We start from the raw sequence: 21,053 nt of genomic DNA on the forward strand, positions 1-21,053 counted from the left end.
GGATTACTTCGCCGCGGCGGAAGCGATCGCCTCCGCCAGGCCCTTGGCGCCGGCGCGGATGCGGTTGAGCGCCTCATGGATCTCGGCGTCGGTGACGGTGAGCGGCGGCAACAGGCGAATGACGTTGTCGCCGGCCGGAACCGCCAGCAGGTTCTGGTCGCGCAAGGCCATGTTCACCTTGGTGTTGGGCATGGCGCATTTGAGGCCGAGCATCAGCCCGGCGCCCCTGATGTCCTCGATGATTTCGGGAAATTCGTCGGCGACCGACGCCAGCCCCTGCTTCATCAGCAGCGCCTTGCGCTGGACATCTTCGAGGAAACCGTCTTCCAGCACGACATCGAGCACGGCGTTGCCGACCGCCATGGCAAGCGGGTTGCCGCCGAAAGTGGTGCCGTGCACGCCAGCGGTCATGCCGACGGCCGCTTCATCCGTGGCAAGGCAGGCGCCCATCGGGAAGCCGCCGCCAATACCCTTGGCGATCGCCATGATGTCTGGCGTGACACCTGACCATTCATGCGCGAACAGCTTGCCGGTGCGGCCGATGCCGCACTGGACCTCGTCGTAGATCAACAGCAGGCCGTGCTGTTCGCACAATTGCCTGAGCCGCTTCAGCGACTGCGTCGGCACCGGGCGGATACCGCCCTCGCCCTGCACCGGCTCGATCAGGATCGCGGCCGTCTCCGGCGTGATCGCCTTTTCGGCGGCGTCGATATCGTCGAAGCCGACCTGATCGAAACCTTCGACCTTAGGGCCGAAGCCTTCGAGATATTTGTACTGGCCGCCAGCCGCGATGGTCGCCAGCGTGCGGCCATGGAAGGCGCCTTCGAAGGTGATGACGCGGAAGCGCTCGGGATTTCCTTTGACGAAATGGTAGCGCCGCGCCGTCTTGATCGCGCATTCCAGCGCCTCGGCGCCGGAATTGGTGAAGAACACCTTGTCGGCGAAGGTGGCGTCGGCCAGCCGCTCGCCAAGCCGGCTCTGCCCCGGAATCTCATAGAGGTTGGAAACATGCCAGAGCTTGGCGGCCTGCTCGGTGAGTGCGGCGACCAGATGCGGATGGCTGTGGCCCAGCGAATTGACGGCGATGCCGCCGGCGAAATCGAGATATCGCTCGCCCTTGTCGGTAATCAGCCATGTGCCTTCCCCGTGGTCGAAGGCCAGGGGTGCGCGAGCAAAGGTCTCGTAAAGCGCCGAACCGCTCATTATATGCGTCTCCGGTACCGGAAAATCAAAAAGCCGCCAAAGCGGCGGCCTGTGCGGCTTATCCTGTTTTTCGGCCATGAAGTCAACGAAAACGTCGCGTAGTGGCGCGCGGCAAGCCCCCCGACGGGACGCCGGCTCATAAGCGACCGGGCAAGTTGGGGAAAACCGAAAAAACCGATTCGTGTTGCACTTGGGACTCTTGTCACCGAGTCAGCGCATAGAGTAGTTGTAGTCGAGAAATAACTAGATTTCGTGCGGCGGACCTAATCACCAGATATATGTGGTGTCTGCCCCGGCAAATGTTGCCGGGTCGGGAGAAGGATTCCGATTGCCGCACGCTTAGAGGAGCGCGGTCTCATGAACTGGACTGACGAGCGGGTAGAACTCTTGAGAAAACTGTGGTCGGAGGGTCTGAGCGCAAGCCAGATTGCTGCGCAGCTTGGAGGGGTCAGCCGCAACGCGGTCATCGGGAAGGTGCATCGGCTGAAACTGTCGGGCCGCGGACGCTCGACCGCCACACCGGCACGCCAGAAGAAGGCAGCGCAAGGATCGACCGTCCAGAAATCGGTATCACGCGCTGCAACCACGGCACGCCATGTCACGACATCGATCGGCGCGACCGCCTTGCAGACGCAGTTCGACGCCGAACCCGTGGCACGCCATTACATCCGCCCGGTTGAGAATGTCGTGCTGCCGATCTCGCGGCATCTGCAACTGGTCGAGCTGACCGAGCGAACCTGCAAATGGCCGAACGGTGACCCGCTTTCAGAGGACTTCCATTTCTGCGGCAACGAAGCCGCCGAAACCGGACCCTACTGCAAATATCACGCCCGCGTGGCGTTCCAGCCGGCATCGGAGCGGCGGCGGAGTCGCTGAGCGAATAGCGAATAGCGAATAGCGAATAGCGAATAGCGAATAGCGAATAGCGAATAGAAACGGCTTGCCTTCCGTCACAGGAAGCAAGCCGTTTTTGTGTTCGCTATTCGCTACTCCCTATTCGCTATTCGCTCTCTTTCACAGCCAACCGTTCTTCCTGAACCGCCAGTAGAGGAACGCGCAGATGAGCGCGATAGCGCCCAGCACCACCGGATAGCCGTATTCCATCTTCAGTTCCGGCATACTGTCGAAGTTCATGCCGTAGATGCCGGCGAGCGCCGTGGGCACCGCCAGGATCGCGGCCCAGGAGGCGAGTTTCTTGGTGTTCGCCGTTTCCTGACTCTGGCCGACCAGGAGGCTGGCCTCGAAAGCGAACGCCAGCACTTCGCGCAGGCTGTCGATCTTCTCCTGGACGGTGCGGATGTGGTCGGTCACGTCGCGGAACAGCGGGTGCATGGCGGTATGTATCTGCGGCAGCTCGGCGCTGGTCAGCCGTCGGCAGACTTCGACCAGCGGAAGCGCGGCATTGCGCAGGCGCAGGAGATCGCGGCGCAGCATATAGAGCCGTTCGATGTCGGGAGCGGTCATCGGCTTCAGCAGAACCTTGTCCTCGATCGCCTCGACTTCGTCCTCGATCTGCTCGAGCACCGGCATGTAATTGTCGACGATGAAATCGAGAATGGCATAGAGGACGAAATCCTCGCCCTTGGCCAGCGAGTGCGGGCAGCTTTCCCAGTGCTGACGAACGGCGGCATAGGACGTCGAAGGACCGTGCCTGACGCTGACGATGTAGCCTGAGCCGACGAACAAATGGGTCTCGCCGAAGGTGACCCGACCGTCGATCAACTGCGCCGTGCGAGCGACGATGAACAAGGCGTCGCCATATTGCTCGATCTTCGGCCGCTGGTGCGGGTGCTCGGCATCCTCGATCGCCAACTCATGCAGGTGGAACTGCGCCTGGACGCGCAGCAACAGGTTACGGTCGGGCTCCAAAAGGCCGATCCACACGACATGACCGGATTTCTTTGCCCATTCGCCGGCTTCCTCGATGGGAATGTCGGCGATGCGGCGCCCCGCCGTGTAGACGCCGCAAGCGATAATGCCCGATATCGGCCCAGGCGCCGGGGTCAGGTCCCGAGCATTTTCCATCACGACCTCCCGGAGCAAATCCACGGGCGAGGATAGAGGCAAAGCTCGGAAAGCTTAGCGTAAATCGGGTGACGGTTCGAGAGGCGCGTTCACTTCACCGGCTGCGTCTCGGAAAGACTGATTTTGTCGGTCTTGTCACCCTTGGGCCGCTCAGCCGGCAACTGATCGCCGGTGACGATGTAATAGATGGTCTCGGCGATGTTGGTGGCGTGATCACCGATACGCTCGATGTTCTTGGCACAAAACAACAGATGCGTGCAGGGCGTGATGTTGCGCGGATCTTCCATCATGTAGGTCAGCAATTCGCGAAACAGCGATGTGTACATGGCGTCGATCTGGTCGTCACGATCGCGCACGAAGCCGATTTTCTCCACCGCGCGAGACGCGTAGACGTCGAGCACTTCCTTGAGCTGGGTCAACGCCAGGGTGGACAGAGCCTCGAGGCCGCGGAACAGGCTGGTCGGCTGGCGTCCATCGGTGACGGCGACCACCCGCTTGGCAACGTTCTTGGCGAGATCGCCAACCCGCTCGAGGTCGGCGGAGATGCGAATGGTCCCGACGATCTCGCGCAAATCCGCCGCCATCGGCTGACGCTTGGCAATGATGATGATGGCCTTGTCGTCGATTTCGCGCTGGCCCTCGTCCAGTACGGTATCGTCGCGGATGACCTTCTGGGCAAGGCCTGGGTCGGCATTGACGAGAGCGGTGACCGCCTGCTCGACCATGCGCTCGGCATGGCCTCCCATCGCGGCGATGCGCTTCGACAGATATTTCAACTCCTCGTCATAAGCGCTGACGATGTGCACGGACTGCATGGCAAAATGCCTTCCCACGGGGTGTTTTGATTTTGAGTCGTTTCCTCGAATCCCCGCTGATACGCTAGCCGGATGACAGAAAAAAGAAACAGTCCCTTTGAATTAGTGCGATATCAGTGAGTCGGCAAATGAACCGAGAATGCCGCGCCGTTGCCGACTTCGGACTTGATCGAAAGCCGGGCGTTGTGGCGCGTCAGTATATGCTTGACGATCGACAGGCCGAGGCCGGTACCCTTCTGGGTCCGGCTGGTCTCGACGTCGACGCGGTAGAAGCGCTCGGTAATGCGCGGAATGTGCTCCTCGGGAATGCCAGGGCCAAAGTCCCTGATCGTCACGTCGATGCCCGGCTCTGATCCGGCATCGCTATGGGCTATGGATACAACCACGCGCCCACCCGACTGCCCGTATTTGCAGGCGTTTTCCAGGAGGTTCTCGAAAACCTGGAAAAGCTCATCGCGATCGCCAGGCACATGAAGCGGCCCATCGGCGTAGTGCCGCTCGATGGCAACGGCGTTTTCGCTGGCCAGCGGTCCGAGCGAGTCGATGACGCTGTCGACTGTCTGCCGCAGATCCACCTCGGTTCCCGGCTTCAGATAGGGTTTCATCTCGAGCCGCGACAGCGACAACAAATCGTCGATCAGACGCGCCATGCGACCGGTCTGGCTCTGCATGATCTGCAGAAACTGGTCGCGCGCCGCCGCGTCGTTGCGGGCTGGCCCGCGCAGCGTTTCGATAAAGCCGGCGATTGAGGCGAGCGGCGTGCGCAGTTCATGGCTGGCATTGGCAATGAAATCGGCGCGCATGCGGTCGATCCGGCGTGCTTCGCTCTGGTCCTTGAACACCAGCACATAGAGATCGGTGGCGTGACCGACCGAGGACACACTCACCCGGTAGGCCCGTTCGACCGGCAGTTTCTCCATGTAGTCGACGACATCGGAGGCGATATCGCCCGACAGTACGCCGTCCAGCAGGGTCTGCATCTCCGGCGCCCGGAATTTCAGCGACAGCGACATGCCTGGCGCGATGCCACCGAAGGCGGCGAAGGCGGCGGCGTTGGCATGGACGATGGTGGCGGTCCGGTCGAAGATGATCAGCGGATCGGCGACGGCGGCGGCCAGATATTCACCAGAGAGCCGCTGCAGGCCGATGGCCTCGATGGCAACGCCGCTGCCGGTGGATTGGCGCGCGCCGGTGGCCGGCAGTATTGCCGCTGCAAGCAGCAACAGCAGCGCCGCGAGGACGACATAGGCAGAAATCCCGGCCAAGGCATAGACGGCGACGACCGCGGTGACGCCGGCCGCAAGCTGCCAGCGGCTATGCCACAGCCGTGCGGCCATGGTTTGCGTGATGCCTCTCTGCTCTGTGTCCAGGTCAGCCATTCGCACGTGGACCTGCCCCCATGTCTTCGCACCCGGTCGCACGGTGGCGGAAAACTTCCACTAGACCGCTTGCCGCATGACCCCGAAAATCGGGAATCGATTTTCGGAAAGGATCATGCGCAAATTAAAAGTGCTACAGCGTCCTTTGCGCATCCAAACGGACGCGCGGCGCTGTAGTGGCTCCCCATAGCATGAGTCCGGAAGCTGGAAAGGGTTCGTCTCGATGAAAAAAGCCAAGGAAAGTCCCGCCGCGCCAACTTCGGGGCCGCTGAAGATCAGGATCGGCGGCAAGGAGAGGGAGTTCGACATCGAAAATCCCGTGCTTCCCGACTGGGTCGAGGACAACAAGCTGACCGCCGGCGGCTATCCCTACGACAAGAAGATGAAAAGCGACGAGTATGACGAGATGCTCGAGAAGCTGCAGATCGAGTTGGTCAAGGCACAGGCCTGGCTGCAGTCGACCGGCAAACGGGTGATGGCGCTGTTCGAGGGTCGCGATGCTGCAGGCAAGGGCGGCACGATCTTCGTGGTGCGCCAGTACCTCAATCCGCGCACGGCACGCAACGTGGCGCTGACCAAGCCGACCCCGACCGAGCTTGGGCAATGGTACTACCAGCGCTATGTCGACCACTTCCCGACTTCAGGCGAATTCGTCACCTTCGACCGCTCCTGGTACAACCGCGCCGGTGTCGAGCCGGTGATGGGTTTCTGCACCCCGCAGCAGCACGAGCAGTTTCTCGAGGAGACGCCGCATTTCGAGCGGATGATCTCCAACGAGGGCATCCACTTCTTCAAATTCTGGCTGAACATCGGCCGGGAAACGCAGCTCGAGCGCTTCCATGACCGTCGCTACAGCCCGCTGAAGAGCTGGAAGTTTTCGCCCATCGACGTTGCAGGCATCACCAAGTGGGACGACTACACCAAGGTGCGCGACACAATGTTCGAGCGCACCAACAAGGAATTCGCGCCGTGGATCATCGTACGGGCCAATGACAAGCGGCGCGCGCGGCTGGCGATCATGCGGCGCATCCTGTCGTCTCTGCCCTATGAGGGGCGCGATCTCGAAATCATCGGCAAGGAAGACAAGAAGATCATCGGCGAAGGGCCGTCATTCCTCGGCAAGCAGGATTGACGCTTCCGCGCCGCGCGGCCTTGGCCGCGCGGCGCGTTCCTTGAGGCTTTCGATCAGGCCGCGAGCCGGGCGATGCGTTGCAATCGCCGCAGCGTGGTGTCGTCCTGCAGCGCCTGCTGGAAAAGCGAAATCTCCTGATCGATGCGGTCGCAGAGGGCCTCGGTGTTCCCTTTCAGCAGGCCGCGCGTCTGCAGCAACGCGGCGACCGGCTTCTTGACGAGTTGTCTTGCTCGGCCGAGGGCCGCCTCCTCGACGGTGCCTCCCGGCACGATCTCCGCGACAAGGCCGAGCGCCCTGGCGTCCTCGGCGCGAAGCGTGTCGCCGAGGCAGAAGAAGCGGAAGGCACCGGCGTAGCCGAGCTTCTGCGGCGCCAGGATGCTGGTCGCCGCATCCGGCACCAGGCCGAAATCGACGAACGGCACCCTGAACGTGCTCTCATCGGACGCGATCACCATGTCGCAGTGGAACAGGATGGTGCAGCCGACACCGACGGCATCGCCATCGACGCATGCCAGGATGGGCTTTGGAAACGTCGCCAGCGTGCGGAACAGGTCGGTGACGGCGGCGATCAGTTTCTGGTGCTTGGTGGCGTCGAGGAATTCGGAGAAGTCGCCGCCAAGACAGAAACAGCCTGCCAGGCCGCGCAGCACGACGACGCGAACCTCCTCATTGTCGGCGGCTTCATGGAAGGTCCTTGCCAGGCTTTCATAGGCTCTCCTGTCCAGCACCGGCCGGCCGTCGCTCGACGACACGGTGACGACCAGCGTGTGGTTGCGAAGTTCAGGTTGCGGGTGTGTGCTCATGGCTGTCTCCGATCTCATGACGCACGCCTTTGCCCGAGCATGTCGGGATATCCCCTGGCCAACACGGGAGCAAAATGATTGCGGCGCGACCGCACCACATCGAGTGTGTGTTCGTTGAAGGTCAGCAAGGTGGCGACGACCTGCTGGTTGCCATAGGTGCGCTGATAGCCCAGCGGGGTCGCCAGGAAATGCAGCTGCAAGGCGCGCAGCACCCACATCGGCTCGAACTCGATGATCACCTTGTCGACGCCGCGCTTCAGCCCCCACTCGACGAAACCGGCAATCAGTTCGGTGCCGACGGTCGAAACGCCACGACGGCCATCACGAAAACCGGGAGCCACCGCGTAGCGGGTCAATTCCCAGATGTTTGGACCCGATGGCGGCGTTCCTTCGGAAAGATCGGTCAAGACCTCGGTCAGCAGATGTGGCCGCGTCGTCGGCAACATCCTCTGATAACCCGCCACTTCACCGCCTCTGATGACGATCTGATGGACCGCCTCGTCGTGGTCGAACTGGTCAAGTTCGAGCCCGTCGGGCCGCCTGAGGTCATCCCACCCCATCTCTTCGACGAATATCTTGTAGCGCAAACGATGGACGGCCTCCCAAAGGTCGGGACGTTCCATCAATTCCTGGGTTGTAAGGGAAAAAAGCATTCCGCCGTCTCCTGCGTTCAGAGGAAGATACGGCCGTGCTTTGATGAGAAAATTGCGTGATCGCGTAGGCAAAAATTCCAGGTCGGCACGGCCGACCTAACTAATGTAGCCGCGCCGTATCGCTTCCGCGACGGCCTGCACCCTGTTGACGGCACCTAGTTTGCTTTTGGCGTTAAGAAGATGTTTCTCCGAGGTGTGTTCGGAAATGCCGAGGATTTGCGAAATCTCCCATTCGGACTTGCCGACGGCGGCCCATTGCAGGCATTCGCGCTCGCGCGGCGTCAGCACGATATGATCGATGGTGTTGCTCGCCATGGTGTGGAGTTGCATGGCGCGGCCAACCGCGTAGGTCGAGACCAGCGACACCTGGCCAAATTCGGCGGCGGACAATTCCACAGCCTCGCCGCCGAGCGACACCATGACGATCTGGCCGTCAAGCGTGATCAACGGAAAGGCCAACCCATCACGCAATTTGAAAGCGCCGGCATCGCCCATCACCTCGCCGCTGCTCTTGTCTATGCGGATGCCCTGCGACGCCTCGTGCCACTGGAAGGGCGCCTGCAATTGTTTCATATGGCTGACGACCGGGTCATGGTCGACATAGTTGCGCGCGACATAGCGCTCCAGCCATTCGCCCGGCCAATCGCAGAGAAGCACATGCTGCTTTTGCTGGCCGGCCGGCGTGCCTGGCTGCGGTACGGTTCCCGCCATCAGCGCGGTGAGGCCGAAATCCGATGTTATGCCCAGCAGCCTTTCACAGACCGCCGCCGCCGTTGCGGCGTGCTGCAGTTGGTCTATGTATTCCAGCGTGCGATCGAACTGACCCATCGCAACATCAACCCCATGTTGCCTCGTGCATTTCGGCCAATGATGCGTGCCTGATTTACACTTCGCCACCGACCACGGATTGCAAATCGCATACTTATTTTGTGGCTTCCCTCACCGAGGCGGCCGAAGCTGATTTGCAAACCGGCTAAATCATATCCTGAAATCGGCGGGTTGAAATCAAAAACCATTGTGCCTGTACCATTTTCGTACCAAAACCGGTGCGAGCACGACTGTGGCGGAGTTTTATCTTGGCGTTCCGGTGGAGGTCCTTCGCCCTTGCGATGCTGATCGGCTTGCTGTCGTTCGCCGACGGCGCGCGCGCCGCGGCGCCTCAGGTTCCGGTGCTGTGGGATGCCAAGGAGCGGCTGCCCAAGCCAGACCTTTCAACGCTGCCCCGGCTGAGGTTCCTGACCACCACGGACTTCCCGCCCTTCAACTTCCTTGACGGCGCGGGAAAGCTGTCCGGCTTCCATATCGATCTGGCACGCGCCATCTGCGCCGAGCTTGGCATTGTCGAAAAATGCCAGATCCAGGCCCTGCCCTGGGCCGAGCTGGAAGGCGCACTGCGGAAAGGCGAAGGCGAGGCGATCATCGCCGGCATCGCCGCAACACCGGAATCGCGCGCGACCTACGCCTTCTCACGCTCCTATCTGCAGTTTCCAGCGCGCTTCATCATGCCGAAAGGCAAGGCGCTGACCGAGCCCATCTTTGACAAATTGCACGGCAAGCGTGTCGGCGTGATATCAGGCTCGGCGCATGAACGCATGCTGCGCGACTATTTCAACACGGTTCAGGTCGTCCCTTTCGACAGGCCGGAGGACCTCTATGCCGATCTCAAGGCCGGCAAGGTCGACGCCGCCTTCGGCGACGGCATGCGCCTGGCTTTCTGGCTGGGCGGCTCGGACGCGGCGGGCTGCTGCCGCTTTGCCGGCGGGCCCTATCTGGCGCCTGAATATCTGGGATCGGGCATGGCCATCGCCACCAAAGCGGACAATTCGGCGCTGGCCGCCGCGATCGACTACGCGCTGCAGGAGATTTCGATGAAAGGCACGTTCGCCGAATTTTATCTGCGCTATTTCCCGGTCAGCTTTTTCTGATCCGGTTCCGGTCGGCTTTGCCGGCCTGACCTGAACCTCAACAGCGCCCGGCCAAGGACTTCAGGTCAGCGTGCGGAGCCGCGCCTTGGCCGCGCGGCCGATGGCAGCAACCGTCAGCGTGTCGAGATCGAGCTGACGCCGGATCAGCTGCAGCACCCGTACCTCTTCCATGCGCATTTCGAGGTCCACGGCGGCAACCTCGAAGGCGGCGGCATAGGCGGTGTCGCGCAGCCGCTCAGGCAAGACCTCGGCGACTTCAGCCAGCACACCCTCCAGCCCGTCCTTTTCGTGCAGGCGCTTCTGGCAGTCCTGGGCAACGCCGACCAGCCTGTCGTGGTTGAAGTCCTCGAACACCGGCCAGGAGCGGACGACCTCGCCGATCCGCGCCAGTTCGACATCGGTCATGTCGCGGTCGGAGGCCGAGGTGATGACCATCAGATAGATCAGGGCTTCATGAGGTGTCGGCAATTTTTTCTCCTTGAACCGGACCTCGAAGTTAGGAACGCCCGTTCTGCACCGCAAGGAAAAAGCGCCGCACGCGTTGACGCTCCGGCGCTGCACGCCTAGAGACCGGTTGAAAAACCCTTGCTGCGGCCCGCCTTCGGGCCGGCAAACGATTTGGAAAACTGTGACATGGCGGGATCAAACATCATCGATCTCAACCCCGAGCTGTTGGCGGCCGCTACCGAAAGCAAGGCGTGGCCGTTCGAAGAGGCCAAAAAGATCATCGAGCGCTACAAAGGCGCCGACTTCCCGCAAACAATCCTGTTCGAGACCGGCTACGGGCCGTCCGGCCTGCCGCATATCGGCACGTTCGGCGAAGTGGCGCGCACGTCGATGGTGCGCCATGCTTTCCGCGTCCTGACGCAGGATAAGGTAGCGACCAAGCTTCTGTGCTTTTCCGACGATATGGACGGCATGCGCAAGATACCCGACAGCGTGCCGGACCGCGCCGCACTCGAGCCGCATCTGCACAAGCCGCTGTCGTCGGTCCCCAACCCCTTCGGCGGCGACTATGCCAGCTTCGCCGACCACAACAACGCGATGCTTTGCCGCTTCCTCGATACGTTCGGCTTCGACTACGAGTTCGCCAGCGCGACGCAATACTACAAGTCCGGCCGTTTCGATGCGATGCTCAAGCGCGCCGCCGAACGCTATGAGCAGATCATGGCGGTGATGCTGCCGACGCTCGGACCCGAGCGGCAGGCGACCTACAGCCCGTTCCTGCCGATCTCGCCGAAGAGCGGCCGCGTGCTTTACGTTCCGATGAAGCATGTCGACGCCGAGGCCGGCACCATCACCTTCGACGACGAGGGCACCGAGACCACGCTTTCGATCACCGGCGGCCGCGTGAAGCTGCAGTGGAAGCCGGATTTCGGCATGCGCTGGGCAGCGCTTGGCGTCGATTTCGAAATGTTCGGCAAGGACCACCAGACCAATGCGGTGGTCTACGACCGCATCTGCAACATTCTGGGCGGACGGGCGCCGGAGCATTTCGTCTACGAACTGTTCCTCGATGAGAACGGCCAGAAGATTTCGAAGTCGAAAGGCAACGGGCTGACCATCGACGAGTGGCTGACCTATGCGCCGACCGAAAGCCTCGGGCTCTACATGTACCAGCGGCCACGGCAGGCCAAGAAGCTGTATTTCGACGTCATCCCGCGGGCCGTGGACGAATACTATACGTTCCTTGCCGCCTATCCCCGGCAGGACTGGAAGGAACGGCTGGGCAACCCGGTCTGGCATATGCATGACGGCAACCCGCCCGCGATCGACATGCCAGTGCCGTTCTCGCTGCTGCTCAATCTGGTCAGCGCCTCCAACGCGCAGAACAAGGATGTGCTGTGGGGGTTCATTTCACGTCATACGCAAGGCGTGACGCCGAAGACGCATCCCGAGCTCGACCGGCTGGTCGGCCATGCGATCCGCTATTTCGACGATTTCGTGAAGCCGACGAAGACCTTCCGGCCTGCCGACGAGGTCGAGCGCGAGGCGCTGGCAGCCCTCGACGAAGCGCTTGGGGCGCTGCCGGCCGACGCCAACGGCGAAGCGATCCAGAACGCCTCGCTCAACGTCGCGCGCAGGATCGAGCGCTATCAGGATCATTCCAAGCAGAGCCCGGAGGGTGGCCCCGGCGTATCGGGCGCCTTCTTCCAGATGATCTATCAGGTGCTGATCGGCCAGGAGCGCGGCCCGCGCTTCGGCTCGTTCGCAGCGCTCTACGGCGTTGCCGAGACACGTGCGCTCATTGAGCGGGCGCTGGCTGGTCAGCTGGCTTGAGCACGCCGTCGACCTCTTCCAGGATCGAACCCGGCGCCTGAGGCGCCGGGCGTGGCGCGGCCGGCATCGCCGGCATGCCGGACAGATCGGGCGCCGATCCGAAAATGCCCTTCTTCGCCGTGCGTGCCTTGTCGCCGGCCTCGATATAGGGGCCGCCCCTGGCGGCGCGCGCCCAGCCGTTGTCGACCAGCCATTGGCCGACATCCTGCTTGCCGATCCGGCATTCGGCGGCGATCAGGTCGCGGCCGCCCTCGGGCGGCACCGTGCAGACCACCGCGCGACCGCGCAGGAAGGCGCGGAACGCCGTCCGCGCACGGACGCCGCATGGCCAGGTTTTGCCGTCCTCGCTGCAGGTCTCGTCCTGCCTGACGATATCGATGCCGGAAACCGCGACCGAGTAGCCCTTAGCCTCGATCAGTCCGGCGGCTGGCGCAACCGGCTGGAACAGCTTTGTGCCGTTCCAGTCGTCGGGCATTTTCGGCTTGGGCGGCACGGCCAGCGCGAGCTTGCTCAACGGCTCGCGCGGCTCGACCCGTTCAAGCCCCTCGGCGGGCAGTTCCGGGGGCGCGACGATTTCGGGATCGATCGCCCTCGAATGCGGCGCCGGCTTTGGCGGCTGCGGGGCTCCTATGGCCGATGTGGCCGGCTCCTGCGGCACCGTCCCGGCAGCCTGCTGCGCCATCGTATCGGCGCCCGGATCAAGCTGGTCCACCGTGATGACGCTTTCACTCCCTTTCAACGTGCGACCGCCAGTGACGACCATGGCCGCCATCACAGGGACCATCAGAACCGCCAGCGCATGATGGAGAAGCCGCACCAGCCGGACCTATTGGCTTGCCCAGACAATCCGCGCCACCCACTCGACATCGCGCATGGGAATGTCGCGGTCGGGATGATCGGGATTGAGCGAGACCAGCGCAATCGACTTGACGGTCTGGCGCTCGAGCACCTTGGCCATCACCTCGCCTGATGTGGTCTTGACGACGACGCGATCGCCCTTGCGGGTGACGGCGCCCGGTTCGACGATGAGGACGTCGCCATTGCGGTAGAGCGGCAGCATGGAATCGCCTTGCACCTGCAGCGCGTAGGAACTCTCGGTCGATTGCGCCGGCAGTTCGATCAGATCCCAACCCTGCCCGACTGGAAAGCCGGCATCGTCGAAGAAGCCGCCGGCGCCGGCTTGGGCAAAGCCGAGCAACGGCACGGAGCTTCTGCGGGCGACCGAAGCGGCATGGCTGGTCGAAGCACCATTGCTGATCCCGGGCCGGCCTTCGATCAGACCGGTGAATTCGTCGAGTGAGGCGCCCGTAGCCTCGATGATCTTGGCCAGCGATTCGGTCGAGGGCCAGCGTGGTCGGCCATCCGACGACAAACGCTTCGACTTGTTGAAGGCAGTGGAATCGAGCCCCGCACGCTTGGCCAAACCCGAGGCCGAAAGCGAATAACGCTTGGCAAGAGCATCGATGGCAGCCCAGACTCGGTCGTGCGAGAGCATGCTCGCTCTCCTTCGGTGCAGGAAAAAATACCTTTCCCTTCTAGTCTTGGAATGTCGTTTTGTCCACCGGTCGTGGAGTGGTTGCAAACGTTTCCGTCGATCGCGGAAAGTCCGACTACCGGGATCGACCGACACCCTTGGCCAAGCTGCGCAGACCCTGGTGCGATGTCATGAAAATCCGCTCCGTTTGCGTCGGTGGCCGCGGGTTCACGGCACGACCAAGTGCCGCAACGACCTCGTCAATCTCAAGAAAGTTGCGAGCCTTGCGATCGTAGACGCCGGCTGTCGTCAGGATCAACGCGGCCGTCTCGCCATTGTCGAGGACGAAGCGGTGCTTGCCTACAACCTGGGTGCCTTCCCAGGTCTCGATCGAGGACACCACTTCGAAGCGGCGCCACAGCCTGATCTCGCGTGCATAGACCGCTTGCAGTCCGCCCATCATCGGCGCCCAGCCATTCTTCCTTGCCAGCGTGATGAGGCCTGCACGAACAAACAGGTCGATGCGGCCGAGATCGGCCAGCATCATGTAGCGCGCATTGTTGAGATGGATGTTGAAATCGATGTCGGTCGGCAGGCAGCGGAAAGCCAGCCGGCCTTCGCCGCCCATCACATAGGGGCCACGGCTGCGTGCCGTGGCCATCATGCGCACCATGCGCGCCCAGACATACATTACAGCGCCCCATGTCCTCTTGGACGCGCAAAGGTCGCTGCAAGACGCTTGATTTTGTCCATGCGTCAGGCTGCCTGCTTCACGTCGCCTTTCGCATAGGGATCGAAGCGCTGGTAGAAGGTCTCGCCCTTCTCGGCCATGTCGAGCAGCAGCTTGGGTGCCTTGAACTCGGCGCCGTATTTCTTCTGCAGGTTCTTGGCGATCTTGACGAACGCCTTGGCGCCGATGCCGTCGATGTAGGACAGCGCACCGCCGGTGTAGGGCGCGAAGCCGAAAGCGAGGATCGAGCCGACATCGGCCTCGCGCGGGTCGGTGACGATGCCTTCTTCCATCACCCGCGCCGCTTCCAGCGCGATGGTGACCAGCAGCCGCTGCTGCAGTTCCTCATAATCGACCTTCTCGGGTGCAAGCTGCGGATAGAGCTCCCTAAGGCCCGGCCACAACTTCTTCTTGGCGGGCTTTGCCGGATAATCGTAAAAACCCTTGCCGTTCTTGCGGCCGAAGCGGCCGTGATCGTCGACCATGGCGTTGATCAGCGCCATCTGCTTGGGATCGACCGCCTTGTCGCCCAGATCCCTGATGGTCTGCTTCATGATCTTCTGGGCAAGGTCGATGGCCGTCTCGTCGGTCAGCGCCAGGGGGCCGACCGGCATGCCGGCCGCCTTCGCTGCATTCTCGATCATCGGCGCGGGAACGCCCTCGATCAGCATCTTGTAGGCTTCCGACATGTAGCGCAGCACGCAGCGATTGACGTAGAAGCCGCGCGTGTCGTTGACGACGATCGGCGTCTTCTTGATGGCGCGAACGAAGTCGATGGCGGTGGCCAGCGCCTTGTCTCCGGTCTTCTTGCCCAAAATGATCTCGACCAGCATCATCTTGTCGACCGGCGAGAAGAAATGGATGCCGATGAAATTCTTCGGCCGCGCAGAATTCTTCGCCAGGCCGGTGATCGGAATGGTCGAGGTGTTCGACGCGAAGATCGCCGATGGCTTCAGCACGGCTTCCGCCTGTTCGGTGGCGCTCTTCTTCACGCTCGAATCCTCGAAAACGGCCTCGACCACCAGATCGCAGCCGGCAAGGTCGGCATAGTCCGCCGTCGGCGTGATCAGCGACAGCAGTTTGTCCTTGTCCTCCGGCTTGGCGCGGCCCTTCTTGACCTGATCCGAGATCAGGCTGTCGGAATGCGCCTTGCCCTTGGCAGCCGACTCCAAATCACGGTCGAGCAGCACCACCGGGATGCCGGCCTTGGCGGTGACATAGGCGATGCCGGCGCCCATGAAGCCGGCGCCGAGAATGCCGACCTTCTTGAACTTGGTTTCGGGCACGCCGGCCGGGCGGCGGGCGCCCTTGTTCAGTTCCTGCAGCGACACGAACAACGAGCGGATCATCGCCGCCGCTTCCTTGGTCTGCATGATCTCGGTGAAATAGCGCTGCTCGATGCGCAAACCGGTGTCGAACGGCACCAGCAGGCCTTCATAGACGCATTTGAGGATCGCGGCGGCGGCCGGATAGTTGCCGTAAGTCTCGCGACGCAGGATGGCGATGGCCGGCGGCCACAGATTGAAGCCGGCGGGCGAATAGATCTGGCCGCCGGGCAGCTTGAAACCTTTCTCGTCCCATGGCGCCACCGGCTTCAGGCCATTCCTGATCATCGCCTTGGCGGTCTCGACGAGCCTGGCCGGCTCGGCGATCTCATGGATCAGGCCCATAGACTTGGCCTTCTGCGGCGACAGTGTCTGGCCCGAGGTCAGCATCTGCAGCGCTTGCTGCTGATCGGTCAGCCGCGGCACGCGCTGGGTGCCGCCTGCGCCCGGGAAGATGCCGATCTTCACCTCGGGAAGCGCCATCTTCACCTTGTCGCTGTCGGCGGCGACACGGCCGTGGCAGGCGAGCGACAATTCGAAGGCGCCGCCCATGCAGGTGCCGTTGATCGCCGACACCCACGGCTTTCCGCAAGTTTCCAGCTTGCGGAACAGGCCGGTCATCATGCCGGCATTGTCGAACAGCGCCTTGGTCGCCCTTTCGGCGTCCTTGCCTTTTTCCGCGGCGAAGGTCGTCAGCATCTTCTGCAGCAGGGTGATGTCGGCACCGCCGGAGAAGGTGTCCTTGCCGGAGGTGATCACTGCGCCCTTGATGGCGGCGTCACCAGCCACCTTGTCGACAATGGCGTTCAATTCCCGCATCGCCTCTTCGGTGAAAACGTTCATCGAGCGGCCAGGCATGTCCCAGGTGACCAGCGCAATGCCGTCGGCGTCGATGTCGAGGGTGAAATTGGTGTAGCTCATCGTTTCTCTCCCCGTCAGACGCGTTCGATGATGGTTGCGGTTCCCATGCCGGCGCCGATGCACAGCGTCACCAGAGCGGTGTTGAGATCGCGGCGCTCGAGTTCGTCCAGCACGGTGCCGAAGATCATCGCGCCGGTGGCGCCGAGCGGATGCCCCATGGCGATCGCACCGCCATTGACGTTGATCTTGTCGTGATCGATGTCGAAGGCCTGCATGTAGCGCAGCACCACCGAAGCGAAGGCTTCGTTGAGCTCGAACAGGTCGATGTCCGAGAGCTTCATCTTGGCGCGCTTCAACAGCTTCTCGGTGACGTCGACCGGGCCGGTCAGCATCAGCACCGGCTCGGAGCCGATGTTGGCGAAGGTGCGAATTCGCGCGCGCGGCTTCAGCCCCATCGCCTTGCCCGCCTTCTTCGAACCGAGCAGCACGGCGGCGGCGCCGTCGACGATGCCGGACGAATTGCCGGCATGATGGACGTGATTGACCTCTTCCACCTCAGGGTGCTTCTGCACTGCGACGGCATCGAAGCCGCCCATTTCGCCTGGCATGACGAAGGACGGGTTGAGCGAGGCCAGCGACTGCATGTCGGTCGATGGGCGCATATGTTCGTCATGGTCGAGGATGGTCAGGCCGTTCTGGTCCTTGATCGGGATGACGGAGTTCTTGAACCGGCCATCGGCCCAGGATTTGGCGGCGCGCTTCTGGCTCTCGACCGCATAGGCGTCGACGTCGTCTCTGCTGAAGCCGTATTTGGTGGCGATCAGGTCGGCCGAGATGCCTTGCGGCACGAACCAGCCGGGCAGGCCTACGGACGGATCCATGAACCAGGCACCGCCGGAGGCGCCCATGCCGACACGCGACATCGATTCGACGCCGCCGGCAATGACGATCTCATCGGCGCCCTGGGCGATCTTGGCGGCGCCGAAATTGATGGCGTCGAGCCCGGAAGCGCAGAAGCGTGAGATCTGCATGCCGGGCGCCTTGGTGTCGTAGCCGGCCTCGAAGGCGGCGGCGCGCGGAATGACCGAACCGGCTTCGCCGACCGGATCGACGCAGCCGAAGATGATGTCATCGACAGTGCCGGTGTCGAGCCCATTGCGATCGCGCAGCGCCTCAAGCGTCTTGGCGGCAAGCCGCACCGCCGGCACCTCGTGCAGCGATCCGTCCTTCTTGCCCTTGCCGCGCGGTGTGCGCACGGCGTCATAGACATAAGCTTCAGCCATTTGCTTGCTCCTTAGGTTTGCCTGATGTCGCTCTCAGAGAGAGCGGCCGATCAGCAATTTCATGATCTCGTTGGTGCCGCCGTAGATGCGCTGGACGCGGGCGTCGCGGAACATGCGGGCGATCGGGTATTCATTCATGTAGCCATAGCCGCCATGCAGTTGAAGGCATTCGTCGACGACTTTTCCCTGCAGGTCGCTGAGCCAGTACTTGGCCATCGACGCGGTCACAGGATCGAGGCCGCCGGCGATGTGGCGGGTGACGCAATCATTGTAGAAGACGCGGCCGACGGTGGCATCGGTCTTGAGTTCGGCCAGCTTGAACTGGGTGTTCTGGAAATCGATGATCGCCTTGCCGAACGCCTTGCGTTCCTTGACATAATCAATGGTCAGCGCCAGCGCCCGCTCGATCATGGCAATGGCGCCGGTGCCGATCTGCAGCCGCTCCTGCGGCAATTGCTGCATCAGTTGGACGAAGCCCTGCCCTTCCTCATGGCCGAGCAGGTTGGAGGTCGGCACGCGCATATCGTTGAAGAACAGCTCCGACGTGTCGTTGGCCTTGAGCCCGATCTTGTCGAGGTTGCGGCCGCGCTGAAAACCTTCGACCTCGTCGGTCTCGACGACGATCAGCGAGGTGCCCTTGGCACCCTTCTCCGGATCGGTCTTGGTGACGACGATGATGAAGTTCGCAAGCTGGCCGTTGGTGATGAAGGTCTTGGAACCATTGATCTTGTATTGGTTGCCATCCTTCTGCGCCCGCGTCTTGACGCCCTGCAGGTCGGACCCGGCGCCAGGCTCGGTCATGGCGATGGCGCCGATCAGCTCGCCGGTCGCCAGCTTCGGCAGCCATTTCTTCTTCTGCTCCCTCGGAGCCATAGTGGAGGATGTAAGGGGCGACGATCGAATTGTGCAGGCCGATGCCGAACCCGTCGACGCCGACATGGCCGATGGCCTCGATGATGGCGCTCTCATGCGCGAAGGTGCCGCCGGAGCCGCCATATTCCTCCGGCATAGAGGCGCAGAGCAGGCCGGCGGAGCCTGCCTTCAGCCAACTCTCGCGATCGACCATCTCGTTCTTCTCGAACTCGTCGTAGCGCGGCGCGATCTCCTCCGACATGAAGCGATGCGCCATGTCGTAGAGCATGCCGACCTCGTCCGCCGCCCAAGCGGGCTTCGGAAGGCCAAGGATTTCAGCTGGGTTGGTCATGCTGGTATGATACTCCTCCCGACATGCATCATCGAAACTGAGGGCGGCGCACTGCCGCAGCGACCCCTCCCGACCCTTCGGGCCACCCTCCCCTCAAGGGGGAGGAGGACGCCGATCATCTTTAGAACGCTTCCGCCGGCAGTGCCATCAATGTGTCGGCGCCGCTCGAAATGCGGGCGAGATGCGCCGACGTCTCCGGCATGATCCGCTCCATGAAGAAGCGCCCCGTCACGACCTTGTTGTCGTAAAAAGATTGCGCGCCATTGGCGTCCGTCTTGCCAAGTGCCACCTTGGCCATCTGCGCCCACATATAGCCCAGAGCGACGAGGCCGAAGAGATGCATGTAGTCGGTCGAGGCGGCACCGGCATTGTCGGGCTTGGCCATGCCGTTCTGCACCAGCCACATGGTGGCGGCCTGCAAATCGTTGAGACCTTTCTTCAGCGCCTTGGTGAATGGCGCCATCTTCTCGTCGGAGCGGTTCTCCTCGCAGAACTCACCGACTTCCTTGAAGAAGGCCTGCACGGCGCGGCCGCCATTCAGGCCGAGTTTGCGGCCGACGAGGTCGAGCGCCTGGATGCCGTTGGCGCCTTCATAGATCATGGCGATGCGGGCATCGCGCACGAACTGGCTCATGCCGTGCTCTTCGATATAACCGTGACCGCCGAACACCTGCTGCGCCATGACGGCGTGGTCGAAGCCCTTGTCCGTGAGCACGCCCTTGACCACCGGTGTCATCAGGCCGGTGTAATCGTCGGCGGCCTGGCGGTCCTTGTCGTCGCCGGAGCGGTGGGCAATGTCGGACTTGATCGCCGTCCACAGCGCCAGCGCGCGGCCGGCCTCGTTGAAGGCCTTCATGGTCATCAGGCTGCGGCGGATATCGGGATGGACGATGATCGGGTCGGCCTTCTTGTCCGGCGCCTTCGGCCCCGACAATGAGCGGCCCTGCAAACGGTCCTTGGCGTAGCCGACAGCGTTCTGATAGGCGATCTCCGACAGCGACAGCCCCTGCAGGCCCACACCAAGGCGCGCCTCGTTCATCATCGTGAACATCGCCTTCAGGCCGCCATTGGCCTCGCCGAGCAGCGTGCCCTCAGCCTCGTCATAGTTCATGACGCAGGTCGAATTGCCATGGATGCCCATCTTCTCCTCGATCGAGCCGCAGGAGACGGTGTTCCTGGTGCCCGGATTGCCCGATGCGTCGAGCTTGAGCTTCGGCACGATGAACAGAGAGATGCCCTTGACGCCTTCCGGCGCACCCTCGATGCGGGCCAGTACCAGATGGACGATGTTGTCCGACATGTCGTGTTCGCCGGCCGAGATGAAGATCTTCTGGCCTGAAATTTTATAGGTGCCATCGCCGTTCGGCACCGCCTTGGTCCGCAACAGGCCCAGATCCGTGCCGCAATGCGGCTCGGTCAGGTTCATGGTGCCGGTCCAGGCACCCTCGATCATCCTCGGCAACCATGTTGACTTCTGCTCGTCGGTGCCGTGGGTGATGATCGCGGCGATCGCGCCTTGCGTCAGGCCCGGATACATCATCAAGGACATATTGGCCGAGACCATATATTCGGCGACGGCGGTATGCACGGCATAGGGCAGGCCCTGGCCGCCGAACTCGACGGGTGCAGCCAATCCCATCCAGCCGCCCTCGCGATACTGGTCGAAGGCCTCCTTGAAACCTTTCGGCGTGGTCACCGAGCCATCGTCGTGACGCACACAGCCTTCCATGTCGCCGACACGGTTCAGCGGATGCATGACGTTTTCGGCGAGCTTGGCGCCTTCGGCGAGGATCGCCTCGAGCACATCGGGCGTGGCGTCGGCAAATCCGGGAAGGTTCGAATAACGCTGATAACCCAGAACCTCGTTGAGCACGAACAGCGTATCCTGGACCGGAGCCCTGTATGTCGGCATGCTTTTTCTCCACCCTGCAAACCCGGTCCGAATGCCCCGAAGACAAGCC

At 62.4% G+C, this 21,053-nt stretch carries 18 protein-coding genes and 1 pseudogene; 4 read left to right on the forward strand and 15 right to left on the reverse strand.

Features of this window, described 5'->3' with window-relative positions; genetic code table 11:
- Positions 1-3: 3 nt before the first annotated feature.
- Entirely contained in the window at positions 4-1,203 is a 1,200-nt protein-coding gene (locus EOD15_RS01985; RefSeq protein WP_127319332.1) for an aspartate aminotransferase family protein, read from the reverse strand.
- A 357-nt stretch (positions 1,204-1,560) separates the two neighbouring features.
- Between EOD15_RS01985 and EOD15_RS01990 the strand changes: the two genes are divergently transcribed.
- The gene (locus tag EOD15_RS01990; protein WP_127267146.1) at positions 1,561-2,079 is read left to right on the forward strand and encodes a GcrA family cell cycle regulator; all 519 of its coding nucleotides are present in this window, start codon (positions 1,561-1,563) and stop codon (positions 2,077-2,079) included.
- Positions 2,080-2,217: 138 nt separating this feature from the next.
- Here the strand turns inward: EOD15_RS01990 and EOD15_RS01995 are convergent, their stop codons facing one another.
- The 3 genes from EOD15_RS01995 to EOD15_RS02005 all read right to left on the reverse strand — a co-directional run bounded on the left by EOD15_RS01995 (position 2,218) and on the right by EOD15_RS02005 (position 5,422).
- The gene (locus EOD15_RS01995; protein WP_127319334.1) at positions 2,218-3,228 is read right to left on the reverse strand and encodes a magnesium and cobalt transport protein CorA; all 1,011 of its coding nucleotides are present in this window, start codon (positions 3,226-3,228) and stop codon (positions 2,218-2,220) included.
- An 89-nt stretch (positions 3,229-3,317) separates the two neighbouring features.
- Entirely contained in the window at positions 3,318-4,043 is a 726-nt protein-coding gene (phoU, locus tag EOD15_RS02000) for a phosphate signaling complex protein PhoU (RefSeq protein WP_127319336.1), read from the reverse strand.
- 113 nt (positions 4,044-4,156) lie between these two features.
- Positions 4,157-5,422 (reverse strand): ATP-binding protein, encoded by a 1,266-nt coding sequence (locus EOD15_RS02005; protein ID WP_127319338.1) that lies wholly within the window; start codon positions 5,420-5,422, stop codon positions 4,157-4,159.
- 223 nt (positions 5,423-5,645) lie between these two features.
- Here EOD15_RS02005 and ppk2 point away from each other — a divergent pair, with 223 nt between their 5' ends.
- Complete coding sequence (gene ppk2, locus EOD15_RS02010) at positions 5,646-6,554, forward strand: polyphosphate kinase 2 (protein WP_127319340.1); 909 nt, start codon at positions 5,646-5,648, stop codon at positions 6,552-6,554.
- Positions 6,555-6,607: 53 nt separating this feature from the next.
- On the opposite strand, the gene EOD15_RS02015 is transcribed toward ppk2, so the two are convergent.
- From EOD15_RS02015 to EOD15_RS02025, 3 genes are all read right to left on the reverse strand, one after another.
- Complete coding sequence (locus tag EOD15_RS02015; protein WP_013533649.1) at positions 6,608-7,357, reverse strand: enoyl-CoA hydratase-related protein; 750 nt, start codon at positions 7,355-7,357, stop codon at positions 6,608-6,610.
- Between the two features lie 14 nt (positions 7,358-7,371).
- The gene (locus EOD15_RS02020) at positions 7,372-8,010 is read right to left on the reverse strand and encodes an acyl-homoserine-lactone synthase (protein WP_013533650.1); all 639 of its coding nucleotides are present in this window, start codon (positions 8,008-8,010) and stop codon (positions 7,372-7,374) included.
- A 96-nt stretch (positions 8,011-8,106) separates the two neighbouring features.
- A complete protein-coding gene (locus tag EOD15_RS02025) occupies positions 8,107-8,838 on the reverse strand; it encodes a LuxR family transcriptional regulator (RefSeq protein WP_127267150.1) in 732 nt (243 codons plus the stop codon).
- Positions 8,839-9,086: 248 nt separating this feature from the next.
- Between EOD15_RS02025 and EOD15_RS02030 the strand changes: the two genes are divergently transcribed.
- A complete protein-coding gene (locus EOD15_RS02030) occupies positions 9,087-9,935 on the forward strand; it encodes a transporter substrate-binding domain-containing protein (protein WP_127319342.1) in 849 nt (282 codons plus the stop codon).
- 60 nt (positions 9,936-9,995) lie between these two features.
- On the opposite strand, the gene EOD15_RS02035 is transcribed toward EOD15_RS02030, so the two are convergent.
- Positions 9,996-10,403, reverse strand: a complete 408-nt coding sequence (locus EOD15_RS02035; RefSeq protein WP_013533653.1) for a tellurite resistance TerB family protein — start codon at positions 10,401-10,403, stop codon at positions 9,996-9,998.
- A 165-nt stretch (positions 10,404-10,568) separates the two neighbouring features.
- Between EOD15_RS02035 and EOD15_RS02040 the strand changes: the two genes are divergently transcribed.
- Positions 10,569-12,215 (forward strand): lysine--tRNA ligase, encoded by a 1,647-nt coding sequence (locus tag EOD15_RS02040; RefSeq protein WP_127319344.1) that lies wholly within the window; start codon positions 10,569-10,571, stop codon positions 12,213-12,215.
- Here EOD15_RS02040 and EOD15_RS02045 read toward each other — a convergent pair.
- The 7 genes and pseudogenes from EOD15_RS02045 to EOD15_RS02075 all read right to left on the reverse strand — a co-directional run bounded on the left by EOD15_RS02045 (position 12,181) and on the right by EOD15_RS02075 (position 21,004).
- Positions 12,181-13,032, reverse strand: a complete 852-nt coding sequence (locus EOD15_RS02045) for a thermonuclease family protein (RefSeq protein ID WP_348629419.1) — start codon at positions 13,030-13,032, stop codon at positions 12,181-12,183. The genes EOD15_RS02040 and EOD15_RS02045 overlap by 35 nt on opposite strands.
- Before the next feature lie 9 nt (positions 13,033-13,041).
- Positions 13,042-13,710, reverse strand: coding sequence for a helix-turn-helix transcriptional regulator (locus EOD15_RS02050; RefSeq protein WP_127268614.1), 669 nt, complete (start codon positions 13,708-13,710; stop codon positions 13,042-13,044).
- Between the two features lie 115 nt (positions 13,711-13,825).
- A complete protein-coding gene (locus EOD15_RS02055; protein WP_127322818.1) occupies positions 13,826-14,380 on the reverse strand; it encodes a thioesterase family protein in 555 nt (184 codons plus the stop codon).
- A 65-nt stretch (positions 14,381-14,445) separates the two neighbouring features.
- On the reverse strand, positions 14,446-16,665 hold the full coding sequence (locus EOD15_RS02060) for a 3-hydroxyacyl-CoA dehydrogenase NAD-binding domain-containing protein (protein WP_127408257.1): 2,220 nt from the start codon (positions 16,663-16,665) through the stop codon (positions 14,446-14,448).
- Between the two features lie 14 nt (positions 16,666-16,679).
- The gene (locus EOD15_RS02065) at positions 16,680-17,888 is read right to left on the reverse strand and encodes an acetyl-CoA C-acetyltransferase (protein WP_127322644.1); all 1,209 of its coding nucleotides are present in this window, start codon (positions 17,886-17,888) and stop codon (positions 16,680-16,682) included.
- Positions 17,889-17,921: 33 nt separating this feature from the next.
- A pseudogene (locus EOD15_RS02070) lies at positions 17,922-19,092 on the reverse strand (acyl-CoA dehydrogenase family protein).
- A gap of 121 nt (positions 19,093-19,213) precedes the next feature.
- Complete coding sequence (locus EOD15_RS02075) at positions 19,214-21,004, reverse strand: acyl-CoA dehydrogenase (RefSeq protein ID WP_127270390.1); 1,791 nt, start codon at positions 21,002-21,004, stop codon at positions 19,214-19,216.
- Between the last annotated feature and the right edge of the window lie 49 nt (positions 21,005-21,053).

The sequence above is a fragment of the Mesorhizobium sp. M7A.T.Ca.US.000.02.2.1 genome (assembly GCF_003996995.1).
Lineage (GTDB): Bacteria > Pseudomonadota > Alphaproteobacteria > Rhizobiales > Rhizobiaceae > Mesorhizobium.

Excerpts from the sequence above, each read along its gene's own strand:
- EOD15_RS01985 (WP_127319332.1), bottom strand. The coding sequence starts at position 1,203 with ATGAGCGGTTCGGCGCTTTACGAGACCTTTGCTCGCGCACCCCTGGCC.
- EOD15_RS01990 (WP_127267146.1), top strand. The coding sequence starts at position 1,561 with ATGAACTGGACTGACGAGCGGGTAGAACTCTTGAGAAAACTGTGGTCG.
- EOD15_RS01995 (WP_127319334.1), bottom strand. The coding sequence starts at position 3,228 with ATGGAAAATGCTCGGGACCTGACCCCGGCGCCTGGGCCGATATCGGGC.
- phoU (WP_127319336.1), bottom strand. The coding sequence starts at position 4,043 with ATGCAGTCCGTGCACATCGTCAGCGCTTATGACGAGGAGTTGAAATAT.
- EOD15_RS02005 (WP_127319338.1), bottom strand. The coding sequence starts at position 5,422 with ATGGCTGACCTGGACACAGAGCAGAGAGGCATCACGCAAACCATGGCC.
- ppk2 (WP_127319340.1), top strand. The coding sequence starts at position 5,646 with ATGAAAAAAGCCAAGGAAAGTCCCGCCGCGCCAACTTCGGGGCCGCTG.
- EOD15_RS02015 (WP_013533649.1), bottom strand. The coding sequence starts at position 7,357 with ATGAGCACACACCCGCAACCTGAACTTCGCAACCACACGCTGGTCGTC.
- EOD15_RS02020 (WP_013533650.1), bottom strand. The coding sequence starts at position 8,010 with ATGCTTTTTTCCCTTACAACCCAGGAATTGATGGAACGTCCCGACCTT.
- EOD15_RS02025 (WP_127267150.1), bottom strand. The coding sequence starts at position 8,838 with ATGGGTCAGTTCGATCGCACGCTGGAATACATAGACCAACTGCAGCAC.
- EOD15_RS02040 (WP_127319344.1), top strand. The coding sequence starts at position 10,569 with ATGGCGGGATCAAACATCATCGATCTCAACCCCGAGCTGTTGGCGGCC.
- EOD15_RS02050 (WP_127268614.1), bottom strand. The coding sequence starts at position 13,710 with ATGCTCTCGCACGACCGAGTCTGGGCTGCCATCGATGCTCTTGCCAAG.
- EOD15_RS02055 (WP_127322818.1), bottom strand. The coding sequence starts at position 14,380 with ATGTATGTCTGGGCGCGCATGGTGCGCATGATGGCCACGGCACGCAGC.
- EOD15_RS02060 (WP_127408257.1), bottom strand. The coding sequence starts at position 16,665 with ATGAGCTACACCAATTTCACCCTCGACATCGACGCCGACGGCATTGCG.
- EOD15_RS02065 (WP_127322644.1), bottom strand. The coding sequence starts at position 17,888 with ATGGCTGAAGCTTATGTCTATGACGCCGTGCGCACACCGCGCGGCAAG.
- EOD15_RS02075 (WP_127270390.1), bottom strand. The coding sequence starts at position 21,004 with ATGCCGACATACAGGGCTCCGGTCCAGGATACGCTGTTCGTGCTCAAC.